This window comes from Microbacterium esteraromaticum, from assembly GCF_900163815.1.
In the GTDB taxonomy this organism is placed as follows: domain Bacteria; phylum Actinomycetota; class Actinomycetes; order Actinomycetales; family Microbacteriaceae; genus Microbacterium; species Microbacterium esteraromaticum_B.
In genome coordinates this window covers 67,524-93,223 of sequence record NZ_FUKO01000020.1, presented here as the reverse complement: position 1 = coordinate 93,223, position 25,700 = coordinate 67,524, and the positions used below count along the sequence as shown (strand labels likewise).

The following is a 25,700-nucleotide window of genomic DNA, read 5'->3' as shown; positions in this document are numbered from 1 at the left end:
ATCAGATGCCCGCGCCCATCATGAATCGAAGCTCAGGCTCAGTTTGCGCAGCAGACCGGCCAGACGGTCGCGGTCCGCACGGGGGAGCGCCTGAAGCAGCTCGGCCTCCGCGTCGACGAGTCGGGTGATCGCGGCATCCACGCGGATCTGCCCGTCATCGGTGAGGATCACCTGCACGCTGCGGCCATCACCGGGATCGGCTTCTCGGCGCACGAAACGGCGCCCGACGAGCCGATCGATTCGATTGGTCATCGTGCCGCTGGAGACCAGCGTCTGCTGCAGGAGCTGCTTCGGCGAGAGCCGGAACGGCGCCCCCGCCCGGCGCAGGGCCGAGAGCACATCCCACTCCCACGGCTCGATGTCGCTGCGGTGGAAGACCTCCCGACGGGCGCGATCGAGGTGGCGCGAAAGACGATCCATCCGCGACAGCACCTCGAGGGGTGAGAAGTCCAGATCGGGGCGCTGGGTGTTCCAGGCGCCGACGATCCTGTCGACCTCATCCGCCTCGCTCATGCATTCATTATCCCGCGCCAGCGTTCTCGCGCGAAGTCTGCCAGCCGAGACATGGCAGACTTATCTGGTGGCGGCACCAAGTGCTGCTCGGTCCGCCGTAGTGTAATGGCAGCACGACAGCCTTTGGAGCTGTTAAGTCCAGGTTCGAGTCCTGGCGGCGGAGCATGTCGGAGAACGCGCTCGCCATCATCGTCCTCGCCGCAGGGCAGGGCACTCGCATGAAGTCCCGCCTGCCGAAGGTGCTGCATGAGATCGGCGGGCGGCCGCTCGTCGGCCACGTGCTCGCCACCGCGCGTGCGCTGGGCGCCCAGCACATCGAGGTCGTCGTCCGGCACGAACGCGACCAGGTGATCGCGGCGCTCGTAGACCAGTATCCGGATGCTGTCGTCGTCGACCAGGACGAGATCCCCGGCACCGGCCGCGCCGTTCAGGTCGCACTCGACGCCCTCCCCGCCGACTTCGACGGCGACGTGCTGGTGCTGTCCGGCGATGTGCCGCTGCTGCAGAGCGACACGCTCGAAGCGCTGATCGCCGGGCACCGCGCAGCATCCGCCGCAGCCACCGTGCTCAGCGCCCACGTCGACGATCCGACCGGCTACGGCCGCGTGATCCGCGGTGCGGACGGCATCGTGGAGCGCATCGTCGAGCAGAAGGATGCCACGGCCGACGAGGCCGCGGTCACCGAGATCAATGCCGGCGTCTATGTGTTCCGCGCCGCCCCGCTGCGGGTCTTCCTCGCCCGGGTCGACCAGCACAACGCGCAGGGCGAGATGTACCTCACCGATGTCATCGGGCTGCTCCGCGGCGCGGCAGAGCCGGTCGCAGCCGAACTCGCGAACGACGTGGCATCCACCTTCGGCGTCAACGACCGCGCCCAGCTCGCCGAGGCCGGACGTGTGCTCAACCAGCGCATCGTGCGCCACTGGCAGCGCGAGGGCGTCACGATCATCGACCCCGCCACGACCTGGATCGACGATGACGCGAAGCTCGCGCCGGACGTCACGATCCTGCCCAACACGCAGATCCTGCGCGCCACGGTCATCGCCGCGGGTGCCACCGTCGGACCCGACACGACCCTGGTCGACTGCGAGGTCGGTGCAGATGCCGTGGTGCGTCGCAGCGACGCGAATCTCGCCGTGATCGGCGCGAACGCCACTGTCGGACCGTTCTCCTTCCTGCGTCCGGGCACCGTGCTCGGCGCGGGCGGCAAGATCGGCGCCTACGTCGAGACGAAGAACACGCAGATCGGCGAGGGCAGCAAGGTGCCGCATCTGTCGTATGTGGGGGATGCCACAATTGGCCGCAACGTCAACCTGGGCGCGAGCACGATCACCGCGAACTACGACGATGTGCATAAGCACCGCACCGAGATCGGAGACGAAGCGCACACCGGATCGCACACGGTGCTCGTCGCTCCCGTTAAGCTGGGAGCAGGTGCGAAGACCGGTGCTGGCGCCGTCGTCCGCAAGGACGTACCCGCTGGCGCGCTGGCCATGAGCGTCGCCCCTCAGCGGAACATCGTCGGGTGGGTTGAGAAGAACAGAGCAGGCACGGGAGCAGCCGATGCTGCTGCCAGAGAACGATCGGCGGAATAGGCGAGTCGCATGGGTCAGAAGAAGAAGAAGGCTGCACTGGATCGGGAGAACGGGGTCGCCCCCGGGCTCACCGCGAAGACCAAGAAGCGTCTCGTCGTCGCGGGCGGGCGCTCGCACCCTGAGTTGACCGCCGCGGTGGCTGCGGCGCTGGGCCAGGAGATTGCGCCGGTCGAGCACCGCACGTTCGCATCGGGTGAGATCTACGCCCGCTTCGAGGTCTCGATCCGTGGCTGCGACCTGTTCATCGTGCAGTCGTTCGGCGAGCCGGTGAACGAGTGGCTCATGGAGACGCTCATCATGCTCGACGCCGCCAAGCGCGCGTCGGCCAAGCGCGTCACCCTCGTCGCCCCGTACTACCCGTATTCGCGTCAGGACAAGAAGGGTCGGGGCCGAGAGCCGATCTCCGCGCGCCTCATCGCCGACATGCTCAAGGTCGCCGGCGCTGACCGGATCATGAGCGTTGATCTGCACGCTGCGCAGATCCAGGGCTTCTTCGACGGGCCCGTCGACCATCTGTTCGCCAAGCCCGTGCTGCTCGAGCACTTCGTCGGCACGATGACGGCCGAAGACCGCGAGACGCTGACCATCGTGTCGCCCGATATGGGGCGCGTCCGCGTCGCGGACACATGGTCGGACAGCCTGGGGGCGCCCCTGGCGATCATCCACAAGCGCCGTGACCCGAAGGTCGCGAACCAGGTCTCGGTGCACGAGATCGTCGGCGCCGTCGACGGCCGCACGTGTCTGCTCGTCGATGACATGATCGACACCGGCGGCACCATCGTCAAGGCGGCGCAAGCCCTGAAGGCGAACGGCGCTCGCAAGGTCATCGTCGCCGCGACCCATGCCATCTTCAGCGATCCGGCATCCGAGCGACTGCAAGACGAGTCGATCGACCAGGTCGTCATCACCGATACGATTCCGCTCACCGAGTCACGACGCTGGGATGGGCTCACCATCCTGCCGATTGCACCGCTGCTCGCGGCGGCGATCAAGCAGGTCTTCGAGGACGGCTCGGTCACCAGCATGTTCGGCGGAGACGCCTGACGCCCCAGACCCGCATGCGGGACCGTCATAGCCGGATATCGCATGCTGGACGCATGACCTCGAACACCGCCGGCCGCACCGGCATCGCCTTCGTCGGCGTGGCGGGGGCCGTGCTCCTCGCCGGGTGCTCCGGCTCTGCGGAGGCGGGCACAGCGAAGGCCGATCCGTCGCCGACATCGACAGACGCCACCGCGCCCTACGCCGACGGCACCTACACGGCTGAGGGTGCCTATCAGACTCCCGAGACGATCGAGAAGATCTCGGTGACTCTCACACTCGCCGACGACACGGTCACCGGCGTCGAGATCATCGGCGACCCGATCGCGCCGGAGACGACCCGCTACCAGGGGCAGTTCATCGCCGGTGTCTCCGACATCGTGGTCGGCAAGAAGCTCGACGAGCTGGACGTGGATCGCGTCGCCGGCTCGTCGCTGACCAGTGGCGGCTTCAATCAGGCGGTCGTCGGCATCAAAGACCAGGCCGTCGTCAAAGACCAGGCCGTTCTCGAGGACCAGGCCGTCATCAAAGACCAGGCCGTTCTCGAGGACGGCGCAGTCGCCGATTGAGGTGACTGTCGCGTGATGGTATGGCGGTTCGACGCGATCGGCACCCGCTGGGAGATCGAGACGGCGCAGCCGCTTTCTGACGACGCCGCAGCCGCGGTGACGAACACCATCGATCGCTTCGATAGCGAGTGGTCGCGTTTTCGCCCGGATTCGGTCGTATCCGCGCTGCGGACCGCGGGCGGAGCAGTCAGCGCGCCGGCCGATGCAAGCGCCATGCTCGACGTCTACCGTGCGCTCAGCGACGCCACCGGAGGCGCGGTGAACCCGCTGGTAGGCGCGGGCCTGGAAGCACTCGGCTACGACGCCGCGCTGTCACTGCACGCGACGACACAGCGAGAGGCGCCTGCCGAATGGGAGCGGATGCTGCGCTGGACAGCATCCGAACTCACCCTGCTCGAACCCGCCGTGATCGACGTCGGCGCTCTCGGCAAGGGCCGCCTGGTGGATTTGGTCATGAATGAGCTGGGTGAGATTCCCGGCCGCATCGTCGTCGATGCCAGCGGCGACCTGCGAGTGCGTCGGGGTGCGACCCGGGTGGCGCTTGAGCATCCGTACGATGCCACCTCGGCCATCGGGGTCGTCGAGATCGCAGACCAGGCGCTCTGCGCCTCCGCGATCAACCGGCGCGCGTGGGGCGACGGGCTGCACCACGTGCTCGACGCACGCTCGGGGGAGCCGGTTCGCACCTGCGCTGCGACCTGGGCGATCGCCGATGAGGCGATGATCGCGGATGCCATCGCCACCGCGCTCTTCTTCGATGGGGGCGCCGTGCTCGCCGATGATTGGGGAGTGCAGTGGCTGCGGATGAGTACGGACGGACGTGCGGAGCGATCACGCGGATTCCCCGGCGAGCTGTTCCTGTGATGTCGGTTCGCGCGGCCGACGTGTTCGAAAATGCGGAAGAGTAGAGGGTGTGATCACCACTTTCACGGCCCTTCGCCAGCGCGTGCTCGCTGTGCTCGGTGCCATCTCGATGTACCGGCTCGTCCTGTTCGCTCTTCTCGCGCTGGCGGTGGCCGCCATCGGGTTCTCGTTCGTCGGATTGGTGGGGCCCTCGGCGACGGAGATCCTCGCCTCGTTCGGGGTGCTCGCCGTCGTGATCTCGACGGTGGATGCCGTCGCACAGCGCATCCTCCGGCTGCCGTGGCGCATCGAATCCTCGCTCGTCACTGCCTTGATCCTGCTGTTCGTGATGCAGCCGACGCTCACGGTCGAGGGCCTCGCGGGCAACGCGCTCGCCGGTGCGCTCGCCAGCGGGTCGAAGTACCTTCTCGCCTGGCAGGGACGCCACGTTCTCAACCCCGCCGCCTTCGGCGCGGCCGTGGTCACCGTGGCGGGGCTCGGTTCGTTCGCTTCCTGGTGGGTCGGTACGCCCGCGATGTCCGTGCCGGTCGCGGTGCTGGGGCTGATCGTGCTGTGGCGCACCGAGAAAGTGCGCGTGGTCCTCGTCTTTCTGCTCGTCGTGACGGGCGTGTCTGTGGTGCGCCAGTCGATGCAGGCACAGGCGGCCGGGTTGGCCTTCGCGATGCCGGATGCTGTGCTCGCCGCCCTGTCGCAATCGCCATACCTGTTCCTCGGCATCTTCATGCTCTCCGAGCCGCTGACCCTGCCCCCGCGCCGCTGGCAGCAGTTCAGCGTCGCCGGTCTCGTCGGTGTGCTGGCCGGCTGGCCGATCAGCATCGCGGGCGCTTTCACTCTCGGGCAGGAGCGCGCGCTGCTGATCGGCAACCTGCTGGCATTCGCGTTCGCGCTGCGCGGGTCGGTGCGACTCGTGCTGGAGAAGCGCCAATTCGTCACACCCACCGCGCAGGAGCTCACCTTCCGCACGAAGGGGCGGCTGCGGTTCGTCGCCGGCCAGTACCTCGAGCTCGAGGTGCCGCACCGCAACCCGGATGCCCGTGGCACGCGCCGCGAATTCAGCATCGTCTCGGCGCCCGCCGACCTGCCGACGCTGCGCATCGCCTACAAGGACGGCGATCAGAAGCATCCCTCCAGCTATAAGCGAGCGCTCAAGGCGGCCGAGCCAGGTGCAGTACTCGCGGTCACGGGCACGTGGGGCGACTTCGTGCTGCCTCGCGCCGGTGCGCCGGTGCTCATGGTCGCCGCCGGCATCGGCGTGACCCCGTTCGTGTCACAGCTGCGACAGCTGCAGGCCACCGGCGCTGCGCGCGATGCGGTGCTCGTCTACGTGGCCGCGGAGGCGGCAGAGCTCGCCTTCCGCGCAGAGCTCGAAGCGACAGGCGTGCGGACGGTCGTCTTCACGCGGGATGAACCGGCAGACCTGCCCGAGCACTGGACATGGGCGCGCGGCATCCGGCTGGACGCAGAGGGCCTGGAGCGCGTCGTGGGCGACCTCGGTCGCAGACATGCGTTCATCTCCGGACCGCCGCGACTCATCGCCGACCTGGCTCCGGCGCTGCAGAAGGCCCGCGGTCTCACCACCGACGCCTTCGCCGGCTACTGAGCAGTACCGGCTACTGAGCAGTACTGGGATCATCGACGGGGGCGGCAGGCCCGACGGGAGGCGCTGCCGGCAGCCGCACGATGAAGGTCGTGTCACCGGGGTCGCTGGTGACGGAGACGGTGCCGCCATGGCCCTCCACTATGGCCTTCGCGATGGCGAGTCCGAGGCCCGTGCCGCCGCTCTTGCGCGCGCGGGAGATGTCGCCGCGCGCGAAGCGTGCGAACAGCTCATCGCGCACCTGCGGATCGATCCCGGGGCCGTCATCGTGCACGCGCAGCTCGGCGGCGCCATCCGCTGACGTGAGCGACAGCGTGATCGTCGTTCCGTCGGGAGTGTGCGTGCGTGCGTTGGCGAGGAGGTTGGCGAGCACCTGATGCAGGCGCCCGGTGTCGCCGGTCATCGTCACCGGCTCCTCCGGCAGTTCCAGCTTCCAGATATGTCCGGGCGCTGTCGGCTGCGCGTCGGCGAGAGCCTCCACGGCGAGCCGGGTGAGGTCGACCGTGCCGTGCACGAGCTCCTGGCCCTCGTCGAGGCGCGCCAGCAGCAGCAGATCCTCGACGAGGCGCGTCATGCGCAGCGACTGCGCCTGGATGCGCTCGAGCGCCGAGGTGGTGTTCTGCACGGTCTCCGCACTCTGCCCCTGCTTCAGTGCGCGCAGCGAGAGCTCGGAGTAGCCGCGGATGGATGCCAGCGGCGTGCGCAGCTCATGGCTGGCATCCGCCACGAAGCGTCGCATCCGCTCCTCGTTGCGCTGACGAGCCGACAGGGATGTATCGACGTGGTCGAGGAGCGTGTTGAGTGCGACGCCGACGCGCCCCACCTCCGTGCGCGGGTCGGCTTCGTAGTCGGGCACGCGCTCGGTGATGTTCACCTCACCGCGGTCGAGCGGCTGGCCGGCGACCCGCGTCGCGGTGGCGGCGACCGCCCGCAGCGGGCGAAGGCCCATGCTGATGGTGAGCGCCGTGGTGAGTGCGAGCAGGATGAGCCCGCCGAGCGTGGCCAGTGCGATCACGGTGAACAGGGACGTCATCGTGTGCTGCACTTCGGCGCGGGACAGACCTGTGACGACGACGACACCATTGTCGGTCTGCCGGATCTTGACTCGGTAGGACCCGAAGTCCGTCAGATTCACGGTCGCGTCGGTCGAATGCTGCAGCGCTGAGGTGACCGTCGCCAGATCGGCGCTTGACAGCACCGACCGCTTCTCGGGCGTGATGATCATTCCAGATGGCTTCTGACCGGGCGGGGCGATGAGCAGCAGCAGGCTGATGCCCTGCACCTGGCGATCCGACATCGCGTACTCGGCGGTCAGCGGCTGCCCGAGGAATGTGGCGGCGTCTGCCCGCTGATTCACCAGCGTCGTCGTCTCCACAGCGACGCCGTCCACCTGCTCCTGCAGTCGCTGCTCCAGGGTGCTGCCGAGAGTGGCGCTGGTGATGATGGCGACGATGACCAGGATGAGAGAGACGAACCCGATAACGGCGGCCATCAGCCGTGCCTGCAGACTCAGCGGATGCGAGCGCACGACTGGTCCTACTGCGGTGACTTGATCATGTAGCCGACGCCCCGCACGGTGTGCAGCAGGGGAGTGCGGCCGACGTCGATCTTCTTGCGCAGGTACGAGATGTAGAGCTCCACGACCGAGGACTTGCCGCCGAAGTCGTAGCTCCACACCCGGTCGAGGATCTGCGCCTTCGACAGCACGCGTCGGTCGTTGCGCATCAGAAAGCGCAGCAGTTCGAATTCGGTGGCGGTCAGCTCGATCTCCTCGCCGTCGCGGATGACCTCATGGCTGTCCTCATTGAGCGACAGATCCGCCACGCGCAGGATCGCCTGCTCGTCGTCGGTGCGCACCGGGCCGGAGCGGCGGATCACCGCACGAAGCCGCGCGATCACCTCTTCCAGGCTGAACGGCTTGGTGACGTAGTCGTCGCCGCCGGCGGTGAGGCCGGCGATTCGGTCGGCAACGGCATCCTTCGCGGTGAGGAAGACGACCGGCACCAGATTTCCCGCTTCGCGCAGGCGGCGCAGCACGCTCATGCCGTCGAGATCCGGCATCATCACATCAAGCACCATCGCGTCGGGCTCGAAATCGCGGGCGACCTGCAGGGCCTCAAGGCCGGATGCTGCCGTGCGCACCTCCCAGCCCTCCATGCGCAGAGCCATCGCGAGCAGGTCGGTGAGCATGGGCTCGTCATCGACGACGACGATGCGCAGGGGCGTTCCGTCGGGACGGCGCAGGTCCGGGTGATCGTGGCTCATGTCTCTATTGTCGATGCGCAACCTTGTCGTTGACAATGAGCAGTCTGTGAGCCGCCCGGCAGTGCGCGGCGGAGTGCGCCGCGCACCGACGTCTCAGTGCGTGTCTTCGGCTTCGATCTCGGTGCGATCGCCCGACCACAGCGTGTGGAAGGTGCCTTCCTTGTCGATGCGCTTGTACGTGTGCGCTCCGAAGAAGTCGCGCTGGCCCTGCACGAGGGCGGCCGGCAGACGCTCGGCGCGGATGCCGTCGTAGTACGACAGTGAAGACGAGAACGCCGGTGCCGGGATGCCGGCCTGTGCTGCGGCGATGACCACGCGGCGCCACGCGGCCTGACCACGCGAGAGCGCATCCGCGAAGTACGGTGCCGTCAGCAGGGCTGGCAACTCGGGCTCGGCGGCGTAGGCGTCGGCGATGCGGTTGAGGAATTGGGCGCGGATGATGCATCCGCCGCGCCAGATCTTCGAGATCGCCCCGAGGTCGATCTGCCAGTCGTATTCGGCGGCACCGGCGCGGATCTCATCGAAGCCCTGCGAGTAGGCGACGATCTTCGAGGCGAACAGGGCCAGTCGGACGTCTTCGATGAACGCGTCGGTGTCTTCGACCTCGAACTCGTCCTCGGGCCCCGGCAGCCCGGCTGCGACGGCGCGCTGCTCGGGGTGCGAGGACAGCGAGCGGGCGAAGGTGGCTTCGGCGATGCCGGAGACGGGAACGCCGAGCGCCAGCGCCGTCTGCACGGTCCATGCTCCGGTGCCCTTCGCGCCGGCTTGGTCGACGATGATGTCGACGAGCGGCTGCCCGGTCTCGGCATCGATCTGTCGGAGCACCTCTGCGGTGATCTCGATCAGGTAGGACTCCAGCTCGCCCCGGTTCCACTCCGCGAAGATGTCCGCGATCTCGGCCGGGGTCTTGCCGGTGCCACGGCGGATGAGGTCGTACGCTTCGGCGATGAGCTGCATGTCGGCGTACTCGATGCCGTTGTGCACCATCTTCACGAAGTGGCCGGCGCCGTCGTGGCCTACATGGGTGACGCACGGCTCGCCTTCGGCGATCGCGGCGATCGAACGCAGAATCGGGCCGAGAGTGACCCACGACTCGTCCGAGCCGCCGGGCATGATGCTGGGCCCCAGCAGCGCGCCCTCTTCACCGCCGGAGATCCCGGCGCCGACGAAGTTGATGCCGGTCTCGCGAACAGCCTTCTCACGACGGATCGTGTCGGGGAAATACGCGTTGCCGCCATCGACGATGATGTCGCCCGGTTCGAAGACATCGACCAGTGACTGGATGACCGCATCAGTGGGGACGCCGGCCTTGACCATGATGATCGCGGTGCGCGGCTTCTGCAGAGAAGCGGCGAACTCCGCGTACGACGCGGTGGGCACGAAGCCGGCCTCGGGGTGCTCTGCGAGAAGCGCTTCGGTCTTCGCGTGACTGCGGTTGAAGATCGCCACTGTGTTGCCCTCGCGGCTGGCGAGGTTGCGGGCGAGGTTCGACCCCATGACGGCGAGTCCGACGACTCCGATATTGGCTGACGCTTCGGGCACTATAAGCTCCTCGATGGCAACGGAAGGGACGGAATCAGCGTACCCTCACGCGTCGCTTCATCGACCCGTGTGACGAGCTCAGTCCTTGCGGTAGCCGGTGCGGCCCATCAGGATCAGCGCACCAGTCATGGTGACGACGCCGACGACGCTCATGGCGCCGATGAACCAGAGCAACACGTGAGAGAGGAAAGCCGCATCAAGCATGGCACCAGCCTATCGGCCTTTCGCGTACAATAGAGCTGTTCCTCGGCGAGGGAAGCCGCGCGTGCGCGCAGCATCCGTAATCGACGCGGTGATGTGAGCCTGGTGGCTTCGCCTCTTCGTGTCCGCGTCCGAGACGCCGATCCACGACCACCGTGCGGAAGATCCCGTACGCCTGAAGGAGAACCACATGTCTGACGACAACAAGGTCCACGTCGACCTGCGCACCAACTTCGGCAAGGGCTTCGCCCGCCGCCTGCGCGCCGACGGCAAGATCCCCGCGGTCATCTACGGCCACGGAACCGAGCCGCAGCACGTCGCGTTGCCCGGCCACCAGGTGTCGCTCATCATCCGCCGCGCGAACGCGCTGCTCCACCTCGACGTCGAGGGCAAGTCGCAGCTCGTGCTCGTCAAGGACGTGCAGCGCGACCCGGTGCGCCAGATCATCGAGCACATCGACCTGCTCGTGGTGAAGAAGGGCGAGAAGGTCGCCGTCGAGGTGCCCGTCTACGTCACCGGCGAGTCGTTCTCCGGCACGATCGTGACCGTCGACCTCGCGACCATCCGCCTCGAGGTCCAGGCCACGCACATTCCGGAGCACGTCGAGGTCAGCGTCGAGGGCCTGGAAGAGGGCGCGCACATCACCGCCGGTGATGTCGTCCTGCCCAAGGGCGCTTCGCTGCTCGATGACCCCGAGACGCTTCTCGTCGCCGTCTCCGTCCCGGCCGCCGAGGTTGCTGAGGATGCCGCTGAAGAGGCTGAAGCCGCCGCTCCGGCAGCGGGGACCGCTGCAGAGTGATCTGCTGACGATATCGGTGGAGGGGGCGCGAGCAGATCGCGTCCCCTCTGTCGTATCACCGCGCGGTCGCATCACGGCGCGGTCGCGTCGCTGAAGCGTCACAGGGAGAGGAAAGAGCATGGCAGCCACTTGGCTGATCGTCGGCCTCGGCAATCCGGGGCCTCGCTACGCGCCCACCCGGCACAACATCGGGCAGATGGTGCTGGACGAGCTGGCGGATCGACGCGGCGAGAAGTTCCGCGAGCACAAGGCGGGCGCGCGCGTCGTGGAGACATGGACGCGTCCGGGGGGCGACAAACTGGTGCTGGCGAAGCTCAACTGCTTCATGAACATCTCCGGCACACCGGTCGCAGCGCTCGCCCGCTTCTATTCGGTGCCTCCGGAGCAGGTCATCGTCGTGCACGACGAGCTCGACATCCCGTTCGACGCCATCCGCCTCAAGGTCGGCGGCGGCCACGGCGGTCACAACGGCGTCCGCGACATCGCACGGGCGCTGTCGACGCCGGAGTTCCCGCGTGTTCGCGCCGGAATCGGGCGTCCGACAGGCCGTCAGGACCCTGCCGACTGGGTGCTCGCGCCGTTCGGGACGGTTGAGCAGAAGACGCTCCCGATCTTCCTCTCCGACATCGCGGATGCCGTCGAGCAGCTCGTGGAAGAGGGCCTGCTCGCCGCGCAGCAGAAGCACCACTCGCGCGGCTGAGAGCCCTGGCGGTCAGAAACTGCCGGGGGCGGCGACCGCCGCGCCGATGCCCATGAAGATCGACACGGCGACGAAGAAGATTCCTGGTCCCAGAACCGAGAGCACGATGGCGGTGATGCCCATGCCCCGGCCACGACGCTTGGCGGTTGCCATGATGCCGAAGACGAGCGCGAAGATCCCCAGTGCCGTCCCCACCCAGAACGTGATCTCGGCCCACAGCACCTGCGTGCGTGCGGGGGAGAGGAACGAGAAGTCGGAGTTGCTGTCGTTGGCGGTGGATATCAGATCGGACGTGGGCACGAGAGTGCCGATCTGGAACGCGATCACGCCGGCGATGATCGGAACGACGATCGCTGCGACTAGCGAGGCGACCAGGGCGATGGCGCCCATCGACCGCGACTTGGCTGGGGTTGCGGGCGGAACGGCGTAGCCCCCGACCGGAGCCTGGTAACCGCCGACGGGCACGCCGTACGCGCCAGGTGGGGCGGCGGGCACAGGGAACTCCGGACTCGCTGCACCCGGGTAAGGCGGTGCCTCCGGGTAGGCCGGCGGCTGGCCAGGGGACATCGGCGGAGGCATCGGCTGCTCCGCACCGGGGTACGGGGGCATCTGCTGGTTCGGGTCGGTCACGTCATCCTCCGGGTGATCAGCGATTGGGGGTTCCGACGCGGCGCAGCAGGCCGACGCGGTCATAGACGTCGGCGAGCGTGGCATCGGCCACGGCATCTGCCTTGGCAGCGTTCGTCGCGAGCACGCGATCGAGTTCTGCAGGGTCGGCGAGCAGCTCATTGGCACGATCGCGCACCGGGCCGAATTCGCTGACGATGACCTCGGCGAGTCCCTTTTTGAAGTCGCCGTAACCGCGGCCGGCGTACTCGTCTTCGATCGACTCCATCTGGCGTCCGCTCAGGGCCGCGTAGATGGTGAGGAGATTGGATACCCCGGGCTTGTTCTCGCGATCGAACCGCACGGAGCCCTCCGTGTCGGTCACCGCGCGCATGATCTTCTTCGCGGACTTCGCCGGGTCGTCGAGCAGCCACAGCACACCGGCATCGCTCTCTGCCGATTTCGACATCTTCGACGTCGGGTTCTGCAGATCGTAGATGCGCGCGGTCTCCTTCTGGATGACCGGCGTCGGCACCGTGAAAGTCTCGCCGAAGCGGCTGTTGAACCGCTCGGCCAGGTCGCGAGTGAGTTCGACGTGCTGCTTCTGGTCGTCGCCGACGGGCACGAGTTCGCTCTGGTAGAGCAGGATGTCGGCTGCCATCAGAACCGGGTACGTGAACAGGCCGACCGAGGTGGCATCCGCCCCGAACCGGGACGACTTGTCCTTGAACTGCGTCATCCGGTTGGCCTCGCCGAAGCCGGTGATGGTGCTGAGGATCCAGGCCAGCTCCGCGTGCGCTCGGACGTGCGACTGCACGTACAGCGTCGACTTGGAGGGCTCGATACCCGCGGCGATGTACTGTGCAGCGGTGCGTCGGGTCTTCTCGCGCAGCACCGCCGGGTCCTGTGCCACGGTGATGGCGTGCAGATCGACGACCGAAAAGAAAGCGTCATAAGAGGACTGCATGTCACGCCACTGCAGCAGCGCCCCGATGTAGTTGCCGGCCTGGAGGGAGTCGGCGGAGGGCTGCATTCCGGAGTAGAGGCGTGGTTTGGTCACTGTTCAATCCTATGGGACGCGGTTCAGAGCCCGAGCGCCGGAGACGAAGCTCAGTAGGCGTAGTCGACGACAACCGGTGCGTGGTCGCTCCACCGCTCGGCATACGATGCAGCCCGTGCGACGTGGTACGCCTGCACGCGCTCGGCGAGCGGAGGACTCACCAGGTGATAGTCGATGCGCCAGCCGGTGTCGTTGTCGAACGCCTGGCCGCGAGCGGACCACCATGTGTATGGACCATCGACCTCGCCATGGAAGCGGCGCCCCACGTCGACCCAGCCGAGGCCGGTGCCTACCGTGCCATCGACTCCGGTGATCTGCTGACCCGCCTCGCCGAGGAAGCGATCGAAATAGGCGCGCTCACGTGGCAGGAACCCGGACTTCTTGCGATTGCCGCGCCAGTTCTTGATGTCCAGCTCTCGGTGGCCGACATTGAGGTCGCCGGTGACGACCGCCAGCGCACCGTCCTCAGCGAGTGCGGAAAGCCGCGGCCCGAACGCGTCGAGGAAGCGCCACTTCTCTTCCTGCTTGGGGGTGTCGGCCTCGCCGGAGTGTACATAGGCGCTGACCACGGTCAGAGGCATGTCACCGAGAAGGAAGTCGGCTTCGATCCAGCGGCCGGCGCTGTCGAAATCGTCGTCACCGAACTGCGTGCGCGAGGCCAGCGGGGGAGTGCGGCTCACGATGGCGACCCCGGCACGTCCTTTGGCTGTGGCGACGTCGTGCACGATCGACCATCCCGGAAATGCGGCTTCGATGTGCTCGTCCTGCCCGCGGACCTCCTGCACGGTGACGATATCGACGTCTGCGGCATCGAGCCAGGAGTGCATGCCATTGCGCACCGCCGCTCGAATCCCGTTGACATTGACCGAGGCGATACGCAGATGGGGCATGCCAACCAGCCTAACCAGGGGCGCCGACGTCGCGCATTCGGCACACGCGCGGTTCACCGGGGCTGTGGAGCGCTGTCCGCGACAAGATGAGCGAGCTCCGACTCCGCCTCGCGCAGATCCCGTTCGGCGGACCGGGCGCGATACCAGGGTGCATTCTCACGTGAGCGCTGCGCCTCGCGCAGTCGCAGCCGAGCAGCCGCGATGCGCTCTCGCCGCTCCTCTGCGCGACGCTGCTCTTCCGTCTTCGGAAGCAGTGGAACATCGCGATCCTGCGCAGCGACGGCGATCCATGAGGCGGCGACCAGCATCACCACACCGTTGACGCGGAACCAGAGCAGCAGCCCGATGAAGAAGGCGAATGTCGCGAGCAGCGGATTGGACGGCGTGTAGCTGAGCAGGAATCCCGCACCGAACTGGAGCACGGTCATCGCACCGCCGCCGAGCAGCGCTCCTGGCCAGATGGTGCGCCAGTTCAGCGAGGTGCCGGTGAGGAAGCGCACCATCGCGGCCAGTGCCGCTGACATCAGTGCGAACGATACGACGACGGTGCCGAGACGGATGAGGTTCACGCCGCCGATGCCGGTGTCCCAGTCCAACTGCGCGAGCAACCAACTCAGCACGGCCGCGCTGCCCGAGCTCAGCACCGAGGCCAGGACGAGTGCGAGACCGAAGATGAGGGCGGCGAGCAGATCACCGGACTTCAAGATGAAGTAGTTGCGGCGGTCAGGCGGAAGCGTGAAGATGTCACGCACAGCGCGTCGTGTGAACGTCACCCAGCCGATCGCCGTCCAGATGACGGTGCCCAGCGCGATCAACCCTGTCACTCCGAAGACACCGCTGGTGTTAGACGCGATGGTGCGCACCTGATCCGGGGTGGCCAGCCCGACGCCGTCGACGTCGCTGATCAGGTTCGGGATGTAGCCGTTGATCATGTCGATCAGCGCGTCGATGGCGAACGGACTGCCGCCGAGCCACAGGCCCGCGATGGCGAAGACCAGATATACCGTCGCGAAGATCGCGAACAGCGCCTGGTAGCTGACGCCGGCGGCGAGCAGGAAACCGTTGTTCTGCAGAAAGTGACGCCAGACTCGAACCGGGAAAAGTCCCAGTGTGCGCTTCGTCAGCGCCGTGGCGCGCTCGACAGCTGCATCGAGACGACCGGGGTCGGTCGTCTCGTCGTTCGGCTCGGACACGTCACCACCCTCCCGTCGGTCCCCACTCGAGACGATCAGGCGTCTGCGGTCAGCGGCCGCCGCGCAGCACTGCCTGCTTCACCTCGGCGATGGCCTTGGTGACCTCGATACCGCGGGGGCACGCCTCGGTGCAGTTGAAAGTCGTGCGGCAGCGCCACACGCCCTCCTTGTCGTTGAGGATGTCCAGGCGCACATCTGCTGCGTCGTCGCGCGAATCGAAGATGAAGCGGTGCGCGTTCACGATCGCCGCCGGGCCGAAGTACTGGCCATCGGTCCAGAACACGGGGCAGGACGACGTGCACGCCGCGCACAGGATGCACTTGGTGGTGTCGTCGTAGATCGCGCGGTCGGCGATGGATTGCACGCGCTCCTTGTCCTTCTCCGGTGTGGAGTTCGCGATCAGGAAAGGCTGGATCTCCCGGTACGACGCGAAGAACGGCTCCATGTCGACGATGAGGTCCTTCTCCAGTGGCAGACCCTTGATGGCCTCCACGTAGATGGGCTTCGAGATGTCGAGGTCCTTGATCAGCGTCTTGCAGGCCAGCCGGTTGCGGCCGTTGATGCGCATGGCATCCGAGCCGCAGATTCCGTGGGCGCAGGAGCGACGGAAGCTCAGCGACCCGTCGACCTCCCACTTGATCTTGTGCAGCGCGTCGAGCACACGGTCGGTTGCGTACAGCTCGACGTCGTAGTCGACCCAGCGCGGTTCAGCATCCACCTCGGGGTCGAAGCGACGAACGATGAAAGTGACGAGGAATGACTGGATGCCCGACTCGTTCGCGGGGTTGTCCGCAGGGGCCTCGGCGACGGCGTTCGACATGCTCAGTACTTCCTCTCCAGCGGCGGGTATTTGAGCTCGCCATTCTCATGCTTAGTGAAGACCACGGGCTTCCAGTCCAGGCGGATGTGGTCTGCAGGCGTCGACGAATGCGGGTCGCCAGTCAGATACGCCATCGTGTGCTTCATGTAGTTCTCGTCATCGCGATTCGGGAAGTCGTCGCGCATGTGACCACCGCGGCTCTCTTCGCGATTCTGCGCCGCGTAGACGACGACCTCGGCGATGTCGAGCAGGAAGCCCAGCTCGACGGCCTCTAGCAAGTCGGTGTTGAAGCGCTTGCCCTTGTCGTCGACGTGGACGTTCTTGTAGCGCTCGCGCAGTTCCTTGATCACGCCCAGCACGTGCTCGAGCGACTCGTGCGTGCGGAACACCTGGGCGCCCTTGTCCATCTCGTCCTGCAGCTTCTTGCGCAGCACGGCGATGCGCTCTGTGCCCTGGTTGGTTCGCAGTCCCTCGACCATGTCCTTCACGAACCCGGCAGGGTTGTCGGGCATCGGCACGAATTCGGCGGTCTTGATGTACTCGACCGCGTTGCGGCCGGCGCGCTTGCCGAAGACATTGATGTCGAGCAGCGAGTTGGTGCCGAGACGGTTGGAGCCATGCACAGACACGCAGGCGCACTCGCCCGCCGCGTAGAGACCCGGCACGACATCGGTGTTGCTCTGCAGAACCTCGGCGTTGTTGTTCGTGGGGATGCCGCCCATCGCGTAGTGCGCCGTGGGCATCACCGGGACCGGCTCGACGACCGGATCCACGCCGAGGTACGTGCGGGCGAATTCGGTGATGTCGGGCAGCTTGGTCTCGAGCACCTCGGCACCCAGGTGGGTGCAGTCCAGCAGCACGTAATCCTTGTGCGGACCGGCGCCGCGGCCTTCCTGCACTTCCTGCACCATGCTGCGCGCGACGATGTCGCGCGGGGCGAGGTCCTTGATCGTGGGCGCGTAGCGCTCCATGAACCGCTCACCGGAGGCGTTGCGCAGGATCGCGCCTTCGCCGCGGGCGCCCTCCGTGAGGAGGATGCCGAGGCCGGCGAGGCCGGTGGGGTGGAACTGGAAGAACTCCAGGTCTTCCAGTGGCAGACCCTTGCGCCAGACGATTCCCACGCCGTCGCCGGTGAGGGTGTGCGCGTTGGAGGTGGTCTTGAAGATCTTTCCGAAGCCGCCGGTCGCGAAGATGACGGCCTTCGAGTGGAACACGTGCAGCTCGCCGGTGGCGAGGTCGTAGGCGACGACGCCCGCGACCTGCGTGGTTCCGTCGGCATCCTTCACCGTCATCAGATCGAGCACATAGAACTCGTTGAAGAAGTTGATGCCCAGCCGGACGCAGTTCTGGAACAGCGTCTGCAGGATCATGTGCCCGGTGCGGTCTGCGGCGTAGCAGGCGCGGCGGACCGCAGCCTTGCCGTGCTCGGAGGTGTGCCCGCCGAAGCGGCGCTGGTCGATCTTGCCTTCGGGCGTGCGGTTGAAGGGCAAGCCCATGTTCTCGAGGTCGATGACCGCGTCGATGGCCTCCTTCGCGAGGATCTCGGCCGCATCCTGGTCGACGAGGTAGTCGCCGCCCTTGACGGTGTCGTAGGTGTGCCACTCCCAGTTGTCGTCCTCGACGTTCGCGAGGGCGGCGGCCATGCCGCCCTGCGCCGCACCGGTGTGCGAGCGGGTCGGGTACAGCTTGGAGATCACTGCCGTCCTGGCACCGGGGCCAGCTTCGATGGCGGCCCGCATCCCGGCGCCGCCGGCGCCGACGATGACGATGTCGAACTCGTGATAGTGCACACCGTCGCGCACGACGGAGTCATGGGTCTGCGTAGTCACTCTTGTCTGCCTTCTTGTCTACTTGCCCAGCGCCAGGCAGGTCTCCCAGAGCGCGCCGTCTTCGAGGACGCCGCCGCACGGGTCGAACGTGAACACCACCAGGGTGCCCAGGATGATGAGGAGGGCGGCGGCCAGGCCGATCGCCCAGACCAGCGCCTTGCGTGCGCCCTCGTGCGTGACGTAGTCGTTCACGATGGTGCGCATGCCGTTGCTGCCATGAATCAGCGCGAGCCACAGCATGAGGACGTCCCACCACTGCCAGAACGGCGTGGCGTACTTTCCGGCGACGAAGCCGAAATCAACGGCGTGGATGCCTTCGCCGACCATCAGGTTGACGAAGAGGTGCCCGAAGATCAGCACGATGAGCAGCACACCGGAGCCGCGCATGAACAGCCAGCCCCACTTCTCGATATTGAACCCGCGCTGGCGACGCGCCTGGGGTGCGACAGTCTGTGCGGACATCAGTTGCCTCCTCCGAAGCCTGCGAGTGCGAGGGTGAGGTGGCGCGGCACGAAGCCCGCCATGATGACGACCCACACGCCGATCACGATCCAGTACAGCTGCCGCTGATACTTCGTGCCCTTCGACCAGAAGTCGACCAGGATGATGCGCAGGCCGTTCATCGCATGGAAAACGATGCCCGCCACCAGCACGACTTCACCGAACGCCATGATCGGGTTCTTATACGTGCCGATGACGGCGTCGTAAGCGGCGGGTGACAGCCTGATGAGTGCGGTGTCGAGCACGTGCACCAGCAGGAAGAAGAAAATCGCCACACCGGTGATGCGATGAAGCACCCACGACCACATGCCTCCGCCGCCCCGGTAAAGGGTGCCGCGCGGGGCCTTTGAGGTCGTCTCCGATATCGACGGTGTCAAGCGAGCGCTCGTGGACACTTCGTCCTCCCTGATCGATCAGATGCCGGGTTCGTGCGTCAGGGCACGCCCGATCTCATCCATCCTATTCCTGTCAGAACGCTGTGGGCGACGAAGGCGACCCTTAGCGCGTCGCCGGGCGCCGGTAACCTGTGATCATGACGAAGCCGATCGAAGACTTCTACGCAGTGATTCCCGCCGGCGGCATCGGCAGCAGGCTGTGGCCGCTGTCGCGCGCGGATGCGCCGAAGTTCCTGCACGACCTCACCGGCTCCGGCCACTCTCTGCTGCGGGACACCTGGGATCGGCTCCTGCCGCTGGCAGGAGAGAACCGCATCGCCGTGGTCACCGGCCGCGCGCACCGCGCGGCAGTCGAGGCGGAGCTGCCCGGCATCCCTGATGAGAACGTCTTCCTCGAATCCGAGCCGCGCGAATCCGCCGCGGCCATCGGCCTCGCCGCCGCGATCCTGCATCGTCGCGATCCGGAGGTCATCATCGGATCGTTCAGCGCCGACCATGTGATCCGGGGTACGCGCGTCTTCGAATTCGCCGTGCGGGATGCTGTCGAAGTCGCACGCGAGGGATACATCTGCACCATCGGCATCTCGCCGACTGAGCCGGCCGTCGGCTTCGGGTACATCAAGCGCGGCGAGGAGCTCGTTGTGGATGGCGCCCGTGAAGCGGCTCTGGTCGAGCGCTTCGTGGAGAAGCCCGACCTCGCGACGGCCAAGGAGTACCTCGCCGACCGCGGCTACCTGTGGAACGCGGGCATGTTCATCGCGAAGGCGAGCGTACTGCTCGATGAACTCGCCGCCAGCGAGCCCGAACTGCACGCGGGACTGCTCGAACTCGCCGAGGCATGGGACGACCGTGAGCGACGAGGACCGGCGGTCGACCGGATCTGGCCGAGGCTGAAGAAGATCGCCATCGACTACGCGGTCGCCGAACCCGCAGCCGCCAGAGGGCGCCTTGCCGTCGTGCCTGGCCACTTCGACTGGGATGATGTGGGCGACTTCGCTTCGCTCACCAAACTCATCACCAACGGCCGCAAGAACGACCTGGCCGTGCTGGGGCCCAGGGCACGTGTGCTGAGCGACGCGGCCAGCGGCATCCTCGTCAGTCAGACCTCCCGCGTGATCAGCCTGGTGGGTGTGCACGACATCGTCGTGGTCGACACCGAGGACGCGCTTCTGGTGACCACGATCGAACACGCGCAGCGGGTGAAGGGCGTGGTCGAATCGCTCAAGCTCAGCGGTCGTGGAGACGTGCTCTAGTAGCGGATGTCCAAGCCCCGCACCGGGGGACATTGCAGGTTTGTAACCTTTCGCCAGCACTGCCCAGGGAAAGGTGCGCATTGCGCGTAACAGTAGGTAGCTTTGATCGACCCGCGATGGCCGCGGAATCTCTCAGGGAGGCATGAGTGTCCATCTCCACCACCAAGAAGCTTTTGGGCGCAACCGTCGCCGCAGGCATGATCTTTGCTCTGTCGGCATGCGGTCAGGCACCGACCGAGAAGCCCGGCGGCACCACGAGCGACAAGCCCGCTGCATCCGATTTCCTGCCGTGCATCGTCTCCGACATGGGCGGGTTCGACGACAAGTCGTTCAACCAGCTCTCGTTCGAGGGTGCGCAGAAGGCAGCCGACGAGCTCGGCGTCAAGCTCAAGGACGTGCAGTCCAACGCTGAGACCGAGTACGGCCCCAACATCACCAACCTCGTCGACGAGGGCTGCAACGCCATCGTCGCCGTGGGCTTCGCGCTGTCGGCGGCCACGGTCGAGGCGGCCAACGCCAACCCCGACATCGACTTCATCCTCGTCGACGACGCCGCCGACAACGACTTCGACGGCAAGAAGGATGCCGAGAACGTCAAGCCGCTGCTGTACGACACTGCTCAGGCGGCGTTCCTCGCTGGCTACCTGTCGGCCGGATACTCCAAGACCGGCAAGGTCGGCACCTACGGCGGCATGGAATTCCCGACCGTGACGATCTTCATGGACGGCTACCTCCAGGGCGTCAACTACTACAACGAGGTCAAGGGCACCGACGTCAAGGTCGTGGGCTGGGACGGCAAGACCGGTTCGTTCACGGGCGGCTTCGAAGCCAACCCGGATGCGAAGCAGGTTGCAGTCAACATCCTCAACCAGGGTGTCGACGTCATCCTCCCCGTCGGCGGACCGATCTACCAGTCGGCGCAGCAGGCCATCAAGGAGTCCGGCAAGGACATCGCCCTCATCGGCGCTGACGCCGACCTCTTCGTCACCGACCCGAGCACCGCTGACGTCGTGCTCACCTCGGTGCTGAAGGCCATGGACCTGTCGACCTACCAGGCGCTGCTGGCCAGTGGCGAGGGCGAGTTCGACGCGACCGCCTACATCGGAACCCTCGACAACGAGGGTGTCGGCATCGCCGACCTGCACAACTTCTCCGACAAGGTCGATTCCGGCCTGCAGGATGAGGTCAAGCAGCTCCGTCAGGACATCATCGACGGAAAGGTCGAGGTCACCTCGTACCTGAGCAAGTGATATTCCGGAATCGGGGAGGTCGGCGAGCGCCGACCTCCCCGATTCTGCCTGTCGGGACGCTCCCGTCAGGCCCGTCTCCTGAATAGGATCGACACCATGAAGCTTGAACTGCGCGGCATTACGAAGAGGTTCGGCGCGCTGACGGCCAACGATCACATCGACCTCACCGTCGAAGCCGCTGAGATCCATTGCCTTCTCGGCGAGAACGGCGCCGGCAAGTCGACCCTCATGAATGTCCTCTACGGCCTCTACCAGGCCGATGAGGGCAAGATTCTCCTCGACGATGTCGAGCAGCACTTCGCCGGCCCCGGCGATGCGATGGCCGCCGGCATCGGCATGGTGCATCAGCACTTCATGCTCATCCCGGTGTTCACCGTCGCCGAGAACGTCATGCTCGGTCATGAGGAGACCACCTTCGGCGGACGCCTCGACCTCGCCGCCGCCCGTGCGCGCGTGCGCGAGATCTCCGACCGCTTCGGATTCGACGTCGACCCGGACGCGCTCGTCGAGGATCTCCCGGTGGGGCTGCAGCAGCGGGTCGAGATCATCAAGGCACTCTCGCGCGAGGCGCGCGTGCTGGTGTTCGATGAGCCGACTGCCGTGCTCACGCCGCAGGAGACCGACGAGCTGATGTCCACGATGCGCCTGCTCAAAGAGCAGGGCACCTCCATCGTCTTCATCACCCACAAGCTGCGCGAGGTGCGCGAGGTCGCCGACCGCATCACCGTCATCCGCCTTGGCAAGGTCGTCGGCGAGGCATCGCCCACCGCGTCCAACGAAGAGCTCGCTTCGCTGATGGTCGGTCGCGCCGTCGAGCTCACCGTCAGCAAGGGCGAGGCGGTGGTCCGCGAGAACGGACTCGCCGTCTCCGAGCTCACCGTCATCGACCAGGCCGGAACGGTGGTCGTCGATGGTGCCTCGTTCGAGGTGCACGGCGGCGAAGTGCTCGCCATCGCCGGTGTGCAGGGCAACGGTCAGACCGAGCTCACCGAGGCGATCATCGGCCTCGAGCACAACGTGCAGGGCAGCATCCGCCTCGATGGCAAGGAACTCGTCGGCCGCCCCGTGCGCCACATTCTCGACGCCGGTGTCGGGTTCGTCCCCGAAGACCGCAGCGTCGACGGGCTCGTCAAGGAATTCTCCGTCTCGGAGAATCTCATGCTCGACCGGTCATACGGCGCGCCGTTCGTGGTGGCGGGCACCGTGCAGCGCCGACTGCTCGAGAAGTTCGCGCACGACAAGATCGCCGAGTTCGACATCCGCACGCAGGGCCCGACCCAGGCGGCGGGCCGTCTCTCGGGCGGAAACCAGCAGAAGGTGGTGCTCGCTCGCGAGCTCAGCCGTGAGCTCTCGCTCTTCGTCGCAGCCCAGCCCACCCGCGGCGTCGACGTCGGATCGATCGAGTTCATCCACAAGCGCATCGTCGAGACGCGGGATGCCGGTGTGCCCGTCATCCTGATCTCCACGGAGCTGGACGAGGTCACCGCTCTTGCCGATCGCATCCTGGTGATGTATCGCGGACGGATCGTGGGGATCGTCCCGGGTGACACCCCGCGTGAGACGCTGGGGCTGATGATGGCTGGCATGTCCGAGGCAGTACCTGCCGCGGCCGAGACCCCCGGCGATCCGAATCCCGTGGTGCAGAACGGAGAGAGCGCATGAGCGCCCCAGAGACGCAGACCCCGCTCGCCGAGCCCGAGACGAAGATCGCACCGTCGCGCTGGCAGGTGACGCTGCAGGCCATCGTCACCGGCAACGGCATCATCTCGCTGCTGGCCGTGCTCATCGCCGTCGTCGTCGGATCGATCATGATCGCGGCGACCAACGAAGACGTGCAGGCCGCTGCCGGTTACTTCTTCGCGCAGCCGATGGATATGATCGCCGCGATCTGGCAGGCCGTCTCCGGCGCCTACGCGGCGCTTTTCCGCGGCGCGATCTACAACTACAACGCCGACACGTTCGCCATCGGCATCCGGCCCCTCACTGAGACGCTGAAATTCGCCACGCCGCTGATCGCGGCCGGCCTCGGCGTGGGACTCGCCTTCCGCGCCGGCCTGTTCAACATCGGTGGTCAGGGACAGATGCTGATGGCGGCGGCTGCCGCCGGCTATGTCGCGACGTCCTTCGACTTCCCCTTTCCGCTGCACCTCATCGCCGCGATCATCGCGGGCATGGCGGCCGCAGCGATCTGGGGCGGCATCGCCGGTTATCTGAAGGCGCGCACCGGGGCGCACGAGGTGATCACGACGATCATGCTCAACCACATCGCCTTCTATCTGCTGGCATGGATGCTGGCGACGCAGGGAATCCTGCAGGCGCCCGGTTCGAGCAACCCGAAGACGGCGCCCATGCCCGAATCGGCGGTGCTGCCGCAGCTGCTCGGCCCGACATACAAGCTGCACGCCGGATTCCTCATCGCACTGCTCGCGGTCGCCTTCACGTGGTGGCTGCTGGAGCGCTCGGCGCTCGGCTTCCGCTTCCGCGCGGTCGGCGAGAACCCCGCCGCTGCGCGGGTCGCGGGCATCGACGTGGGGCGGATGTACTTCACCGTGATGCTCATCGCCGGTGCGCTGGTCGGCATCGCGGGTGTCAGCCAGGTGCTCGGCACCGAGGTCCGCGGCTTCAGCGGCGGAATCGACGCCGGCATCGGCTTCGACGCCATCACCGTCGCGCTGCTGGGGCGCTCGTCGCCGCTGGGCATCCTCGCCGCCGGCCTGCTGTTCGGCGCGTTCAAGACCGGCGGCTTCACGATGCAGTCCTCACAGGGCATCCCGATCGAGATCATTCTCGTCGTGCAGTCGCTGATCGTGCTGTTCATCGCCGCGCCGCCGCTGGTGCGCGCCATGTTCGGACTGCCGCAGCCCGGCCGCACGCCTCGGCGCAAGATCGCGGCCAAGAAGGCCGCCAAGAAGAAGGAGGTGTCGGCATGAGCATCACCGCGTCGCACGGTGACGTGCAGATCGATCAGCCGCGCACCGTCTCGGTGCTCTCGTGGAAGGCTCCGATCATCTTCGGGCTCTTCACGGTCCTCTTCGCGCTCCTGCCGCTGCTCGTCCCGCGCGAAGGCGCAACGACGTTCCGTCTCACCGCCGGCGAGGCGTTCATCGACATTCCCGATGTGGTGCTGCCGTCGACGCCCACCGCGTGGATCGCCGTCGTGCTGCTGGCGGTGTGCACCGCACTGTCGATCTTCGACGTGCGTCAGCGGCGCGACATTCCGCTGTGGCTGATCGTGCTCTACGTCGCGGTGCTGCTGATCGGCTTCCTGGCGTGGGCTGCGGCCGGTGCCACCCTGCCGATGATCGGTCTGCTCGGTGGGGCTCTCGCGCTGGCGACACCACTTATCTACGGCGCACTGGGCGGCGTGATCGGCGAGCGTGCAGGTGTGGTGAACATCGCGATCGAGGCTCAGCTGCTGGCCGGCGCATTCACCGCGGCCGTCGCCGCTTCGCTCGCAGGCTCGCCGTGGGCCGGGCTTATCGCGGCGATGGGCGCCGGCGTTCTCGTCGCGCTCGTGCTCGCGGTCTTCACGATCACGTACTACGTCGACCAGGTCATCGTCGGCGTGGTGCTGAACGTCCTGGTCATCGGCATCACTACGTTCCTGTTCCGGCAGGTGCTCGCGCCCAACACCGAGGCGCTGAACAGTCCCGAGACTTTTGCCGTGCTGCCGATTCCGGTGCTCAGCGAGATCCCCATCATCGGACCGATCCTGTTCAAGCAGTCGTTCATCGTGTACCTGATGTACGCCGTCGTCGCGCTGGTCTGGTTCGGGCTTTATCGCACCCGCTGGGGTCTGCGGCTGCGTGCGGTCGGCGAGCACCCGCAGGCGGCGGACACGGTCGGCATCAAGGTCGCGGCGACGCGCTACCGTGCTGTGCTGCTGGCCGGCGCCGTGGCCGGAATGGGCGGCGCGTTCTACACGCTCGTCTCGGTTCCGCGCTTCAACCAGGAGATGACCGCGGGAGCCGGCTTCATCGCCCTCGCCGCGGTGATCTTCGGTAAGTGGGATCCGATCCGAGCGACGCTGGCGGCGCTGCTGTTCGGCTTCGCGAGCAACCTGCAGGGCGTGCTCAGCGTGATCGGCTCGCCGGTGCCCAGCCAGTTCATGCTGATGCTGCCGTACGTGGTGACGATCTTCGCCGTGGCCGGTCTCGTCGGACGCTCGCGCGCACCGGCCGCCACCGGTCAGCCATACATCAAGTCATAGGAGTGCC

At 66.7% G+C, this 25,700-nt stretch carries 25 protein-coding genes and 1 tRNA gene; 13 read left to right on the top strand and 13 right to left on the bottom strand.

Translation table 11 applies throughout. From position 1 onward, the window contains the following. Positions 1 to 18: 18 nt before the first annotated feature. A complete protein-coding gene (locus tag FM104_RS08785) occupies positions 19 to 513 on the bottom strand; it encodes a MarR family winged helix-turn-helix transcriptional regulator (RefSeq protein ID WP_087131424.1) in 495 nt (164 codons plus the stop codon). A gap of 91 nt (positions 514 to 604) precedes the next feature. Here FM104_RS08785 and FM104_RS08780 point away from each other — a divergent pair. The 6 genes from FM104_RS08780 (at position 605) to FM104_RS08755 (ending at position 6,182) form a co-directional block, all read left to right on the top strand. After that, a tRNA-Gln gene (locus FM104_RS08780) sits at positions 605 to 676 on the top strand. A gap of 1 nt (position 677) precedes the next feature. After that, positions 678 to 2,108, top strand: a complete 1,431-nt coding sequence (gene glmU / locus FM104_RS08775) for a bifunctional UDP-N-acetylglucosamine diphosphorylase/glucosamine-1-phosphate N-acetyltransferase GlmU (protein ID WP_087131421.1) — start codon at positions 678 to 680, stop codon at positions 2,106 to 2,108. A gap of 9 nt (positions 2,109 to 2,117) precedes the next feature. Then, the gene (locus FM104_RS08770; RefSeq protein WP_087131418.1) at positions 2,118 to 3,152 is read left to right on the top strand and encodes a ribose-phosphate diphosphokinase; all 1,035 of its coding nucleotides are present in this window, start codon (positions 2,118 to 2,120) and stop codon (positions 3,150 to 3,152) included. 53 nt (positions 3,153 to 3,205) lie between these two features. Next, positions 3,206 to 3,718, top strand: a complete 513-nt coding sequence (locus FM104_RS08765; protein WP_143738304.1) for an FMN-binding protein — start codon at positions 3,206 to 3,208, stop codon at positions 3,716 to 3,718. 15 nt (positions 3,719 to 3,733) lie between these two features. Next, complete coding sequence (locus FM104_RS08760; protein ID WP_087131415.1) at positions 3,734 to 4,582, top strand: FAD:protein FMN transferase; 849 nt, start codon at positions 3,734 to 3,736, stop codon at positions 4,580 to 4,582. 49 nt (positions 4,583 to 4,631) lie between these two features. Beyond that, the gene (locus tag FM104_RS08755) at positions 4,632 to 6,182 is read left to right on the top strand and encodes an FAD-dependent oxidoreductase (protein ID WP_087131412.1); all 1,551 of its coding nucleotides are present in this window, start codon (positions 4,632 to 4,634) and stop codon (positions 6,180 to 6,182) included. Positions 6,183 to 6,192: 10 nt separating this feature from the next. Here the strand turns inward: FM104_RS08755 and FM104_RS08750 are convergent, their stop codons facing one another. From FM104_RS08750 to FM104_RS16745, 4 genes are all read right to left on the bottom strand, one after another. Continuing rightward, positions 6,193 to 7,671: an ATP-binding protein gene (locus FM104_RS08750; RefSeq protein ID WP_087131410.1), complete on the bottom strand. Its 1,479-nt coding sequence runs from the start codon at positions 7,669 to 7,671 to the stop codon at positions 6,193 to 6,195. 44 nt (positions 7,672 to 7,715) lie between these two features. Then, entirely contained in the window at positions 7,716 to 8,444 is a 729-nt protein-coding gene (locus tag FM104_RS08745) for a response regulator transcription factor (protein WP_087131408.1), read from the bottom strand. A 93-nt stretch (positions 8,445 to 8,537) separates the two neighbouring features. Beyond that, positions 8,538 to 9,986 carry an NADP-dependent phosphogluconate dehydrogenase gene (gene gndA, locus FM104_RS08740; RefSeq protein WP_087131405.1) on the bottom strand — a complete coding sequence of 483 codons (1,449 nt, stop codon included), beginning with the start codon at positions 9,984 to 9,986 and terminating at the stop codon, positions 8,538 to 8,540. 78 nt (positions 9,987 to 10,064) lie between these two features. Next, positions 10,065 to 10,190 carry a hypothetical protein gene (locus FM104_RS16745; RefSeq protein ID WP_256971586.1) on the bottom strand — a complete coding sequence of 42 codons (126 nt, stop codon included), beginning with the start codon at positions 10,188 to 10,190 and terminating at the stop codon, positions 10,065 to 10,067. A gap of 187 nt (positions 10,191 to 10,377) precedes the next feature. Here FM104_RS16745 and FM104_RS08735 point away from each other — a divergent pair, with 187 nt between their 5' ends. Further along, complete coding sequence (locus FM104_RS08735) at positions 10,378 to 10,986, top strand: 50S ribosomal protein L25/general stress protein Ctc (protein WP_087131613.1); 609 nt, start codon at positions 10,378 to 10,380, stop codon at positions 10,984 to 10,986. Positions 10,987 to 11,104: 118 nt separating this feature from the next. Further along, positions 11,105 to 11,686 carry an aminoacyl-tRNA hydrolase gene (pth, locus tag FM104_RS08730; RefSeq protein WP_087131402.1) on the top strand — a complete coding sequence of 194 codons (582 nt, stop codon included), beginning with the start codon at positions 11,105 to 11,107 and terminating at the stop codon, positions 11,684 to 11,686. A 12-nt stretch (positions 11,687 to 11,698) separates the two neighbouring features. Here the strand turns inward: pth and FM104_RS08725 are convergent, their stop codons facing one another. The 8 genes from FM104_RS08725 to sdhC are packed head-to-tail and all read right to left on the bottom strand — an operon-like array spanning position 11,699 to position 18,980. Then, positions 11,699 to 12,316 carry a hypothetical protein gene (locus FM104_RS08725; protein ID WP_256971585.1) on the bottom strand — a complete coding sequence of 206 codons (618 nt, stop codon included), beginning with the start codon at positions 12,314 to 12,316 and terminating at the stop codon, positions 11,699 to 11,701. Positions 12,317 to 12,332: 16 nt separating this feature from the next. Beyond that, on the bottom strand, positions 12,333 to 13,352 hold the full coding sequence (gene trpS / locus FM104_RS08720) for a tryptophan--tRNA ligase (RefSeq protein ID WP_087131400.1): 1,020 nt from the start codon (positions 13,350 to 13,352) through the stop codon (positions 12,333 to 12,335). Positions 13,353 to 13,402: 50 nt separating this feature from the next. Next, entirely contained in the window at positions 13,403 to 14,242 is an 840-nt protein-coding gene (locus tag FM104_RS08715; RefSeq protein WP_087131398.1) for an exodeoxyribonuclease III, read from the bottom strand. 53 nt (positions 14,243 to 14,295) lie between these two features. Continuing rightward, the gene (locus FM104_RS08710) at positions 14,296 to 15,435 is read right to left on the bottom strand and encodes a YihY/virulence factor BrkB family protein (protein WP_087131395.1); all 1,140 of its coding nucleotides are present in this window, start codon (positions 15,433 to 15,435) and stop codon (positions 14,296 to 14,298) included. 49 nt (positions 15,436 to 15,484) lie between these two features. After that, the gene (locus tag FM104_RS08705) at positions 15,485 to 16,255 is read right to left on the bottom strand and encodes a succinate dehydrogenase iron-sulfur subunit (protein WP_087131392.1); all 771 of its coding nucleotides are present in this window, start codon (positions 16,253 to 16,255) and stop codon (positions 15,485 to 15,487) included. Positions 16,256 to 16,257: 2 nt separating this feature from the next. Continuing rightward, on the bottom strand, positions 16,258 to 18,084 hold the full coding sequence (gene sdhA, locus FM104_RS08700) for a succinate dehydrogenase flavoprotein subunit (RefSeq protein WP_087131389.1): 1,827 nt from the start codon (positions 18,082 to 18,084) through the stop codon (positions 16,258 to 16,260). A gap of 18 nt (positions 18,085 to 18,102) precedes the next feature. Next, positions 18,103 to 18,546: a succinate dehydrogenase hydrophobic membrane anchor subunit gene (locus FM104_RS08695; protein ID WP_087131386.1), complete on the bottom strand. Its 444-nt coding sequence runs from the start codon at positions 18,544 to 18,546 to the stop codon at positions 18,103 to 18,105. Then, positions 18,546 to 18,980: a succinate dehydrogenase, cytochrome b556 subunit gene (sdhC, locus tag FM104_RS08690; RefSeq protein WP_087131383.1), complete on the bottom strand. Its 435-nt coding sequence runs from the start codon at positions 18,978 to 18,980 to the stop codon at positions 18,546 to 18,548. The genes FM104_RS08695 and sdhC overlap by 1 nt, the downstream gene beginning before the upstream one ends. A gap of 137 nt (positions 18,981 to 19,117) precedes the next feature. Between sdhC and FM104_RS08685 the strand changes: the two genes are divergently transcribed. The 5 genes from FM104_RS08685 to FM104_RS08665 all read left to right on the top strand — a co-directional run bounded on the left by FM104_RS08685 (position 19,118) and on the right by FM104_RS08665 (position 25,693). Next, the gene (locus FM104_RS08685) at positions 19,118 to 20,233 is read left to right on the top strand and encodes a mannose-1-phosphate guanylyltransferase (RefSeq protein WP_087131608.1); all 1,116 of its coding nucleotides are present in this window, start codon (positions 19,118 to 19,120) and stop codon (positions 20,231 to 20,233) included. A gap of 146 nt (positions 20,234 to 20,379) precedes the next feature. Then, positions 20,380 to 21,483: a BMP family lipoprotein gene (locus FM104_RS08680; RefSeq protein ID WP_256971584.1), complete on the top strand. Its 1,104-nt coding sequence runs from the start codon at positions 20,380 to 20,382 to the stop codon at positions 21,481 to 21,483. Between the two features lie 96 nt (positions 21,484 to 21,579). Then, positions 21,580 to 23,145: an ABC transporter ATP-binding protein gene (locus FM104_RS08675; protein ID WP_087131380.1), complete on the top strand. Its 1,566-nt coding sequence runs from the start codon at positions 21,580 to 21,582 to the stop codon at positions 23,143 to 23,145. Next, the gene (locus FM104_RS08670; RefSeq protein ID WP_179206732.1) at positions 23,142 to 24,413 is read left to right on the top strand and encodes an ABC transporter permease; all 1,272 of its coding nucleotides are present in this window, start codon (positions 23,142 to 23,144) and stop codon (positions 24,411 to 24,413) included. The genes FM104_RS08675 and FM104_RS08670 overlap by 4 nt, the downstream gene beginning before the upstream one ends. Then, on the top strand, positions 24,410 to 25,693 hold the full coding sequence (locus tag FM104_RS08665) for an ABC transporter permease (RefSeq protein WP_087131378.1): 1,284 nt from the start codon (positions 24,410 to 24,412) through the stop codon (positions 25,691 to 25,693). Before FM104_RS08670 ends, FM104_RS08665 begins: the two co-directional genes overlap by 4 nt. Positions 25,694 to 25,700: the final 7 nt, after the last annotated feature.

What these genes read in the sequence shown, in the direction of transcription:
- FM104_RS08685 (WP_087131608.1), top strand. Translation starts at nt 19,118, where the DNA reads ATGACGAAGCCGATCGAAGACTTCTACGCAGTGATTCCCGCCGGCGGC.
- FM104_RS08745 (WP_087131408.1), bottom strand. Translation starts at nt 8,444, where the DNA reads ATGAGCCACGATCACCCGGACCTGCGCCGTCCCGACGGAACGCCCCTG.
- FM104_RS08735 (WP_087131613.1), top strand. Translation starts at nt 10,378, where the DNA reads ATGTCTGACGACAACAAGGTCCACGTCGACCTGCGCACCAACTTCGGC.
- pth (WP_087131402.1), top strand. Translation starts at nt 11,105, where the DNA reads ATGGCAGCCACTTGGCTGATCGTCGGCCTCGGCAATCCGGGGCCTCGC.
- FM104_RS08785 (WP_087131424.1), bottom strand. Translation starts at nt 513, where the DNA reads ATGAGCGAGGCGGATGAGGTCGACAGGATCGTCGGCGCCTGGAACACC.
- FM104_RS08705 (WP_087131392.1), bottom strand. Translation starts at nt 16,255, where the DNA reads ATGTCGAACGCCGTCGCCGAGGCCCCTGCGGACAACCCCGCGAACGAG.
- FM104_RS08715 (WP_087131398.1), bottom strand. Translation starts at nt 14,242, where the DNA reads ATGCCCCATCTGCGTATCGCCTCGGTCAATGTCAACGGGATTCGAGCG.
- FM104_RS16745 (WP_256971586.1), bottom strand. Translation starts at nt 10,190, where the DNA reads ATGCTTGATGCGGCTTTCCTCTCTCACGTGTTGCTCTGGTTCATCGGC.
- FM104_RS08770 (WP_087131418.1), top strand. Translation starts at nt 2,118, where the DNA reads ATGGGTCAGAAGAAGAAGAAGGCTGCACTGGATCGGGAGAACGGGGTC.
- FM104_RS08695 (WP_087131386.1), bottom strand. Translation starts at nt 18,546, where the DNA reads ATGTCCGCACAGACTGTCGCACCCCAGGCGCGTCGCCAGCGCGGGTTC.
- FM104_RS08750 (WP_087131410.1), bottom strand. Translation starts at nt 7,671, where the DNA reads ATGGCCGCCGTTATCGGGTTCGTCTCTCTCATCCTGGTCATCGTCGCC.
- FM104_RS08765 (WP_143738304.1), top strand. Translation starts at nt 3,206, where the DNA reads ATGACCTCGAACACCGCCGGCCGCACCGGCATCGCCTTCGTCGGCGTG.
- glmU (WP_087131421.1), top strand. Translation starts at nt 678, where the DNA reads ATGTCGGAGAACGCGCTCGCCATCATCGTCCTCGCCGCAGGGCAGGGC.
- FM104_RS08760 (WP_087131415.1), top strand. Translation starts at nt 3,734, where the DNA reads ATGGTATGGCGGTTCGACGCGATCGGCACCCGCTGGGAGATCGAGACG.
- FM104_RS08665 (WP_087131378.1), top strand. Translation starts at nt 24,410, where the DNA reads ATGAGCATCACCGCGTCGCACGGTGACGTGCAGATCGATCAGCCGCGC.
- FM104_RS08670 (WP_179206732.1), top strand. Translation starts at nt 23,142, where the DNA reads ATGAGCGCCCCAGAGACGCAGACCCCGCTCGCCGAGCCCGAGACGAAG.
- FM104_RS08675 (WP_087131380.1), top strand. Translation starts at nt 21,580, where the DNA reads ATGAAGCTTGAACTGCGCGGCATTACGAAGAGGTTCGGCGCGCTGACG.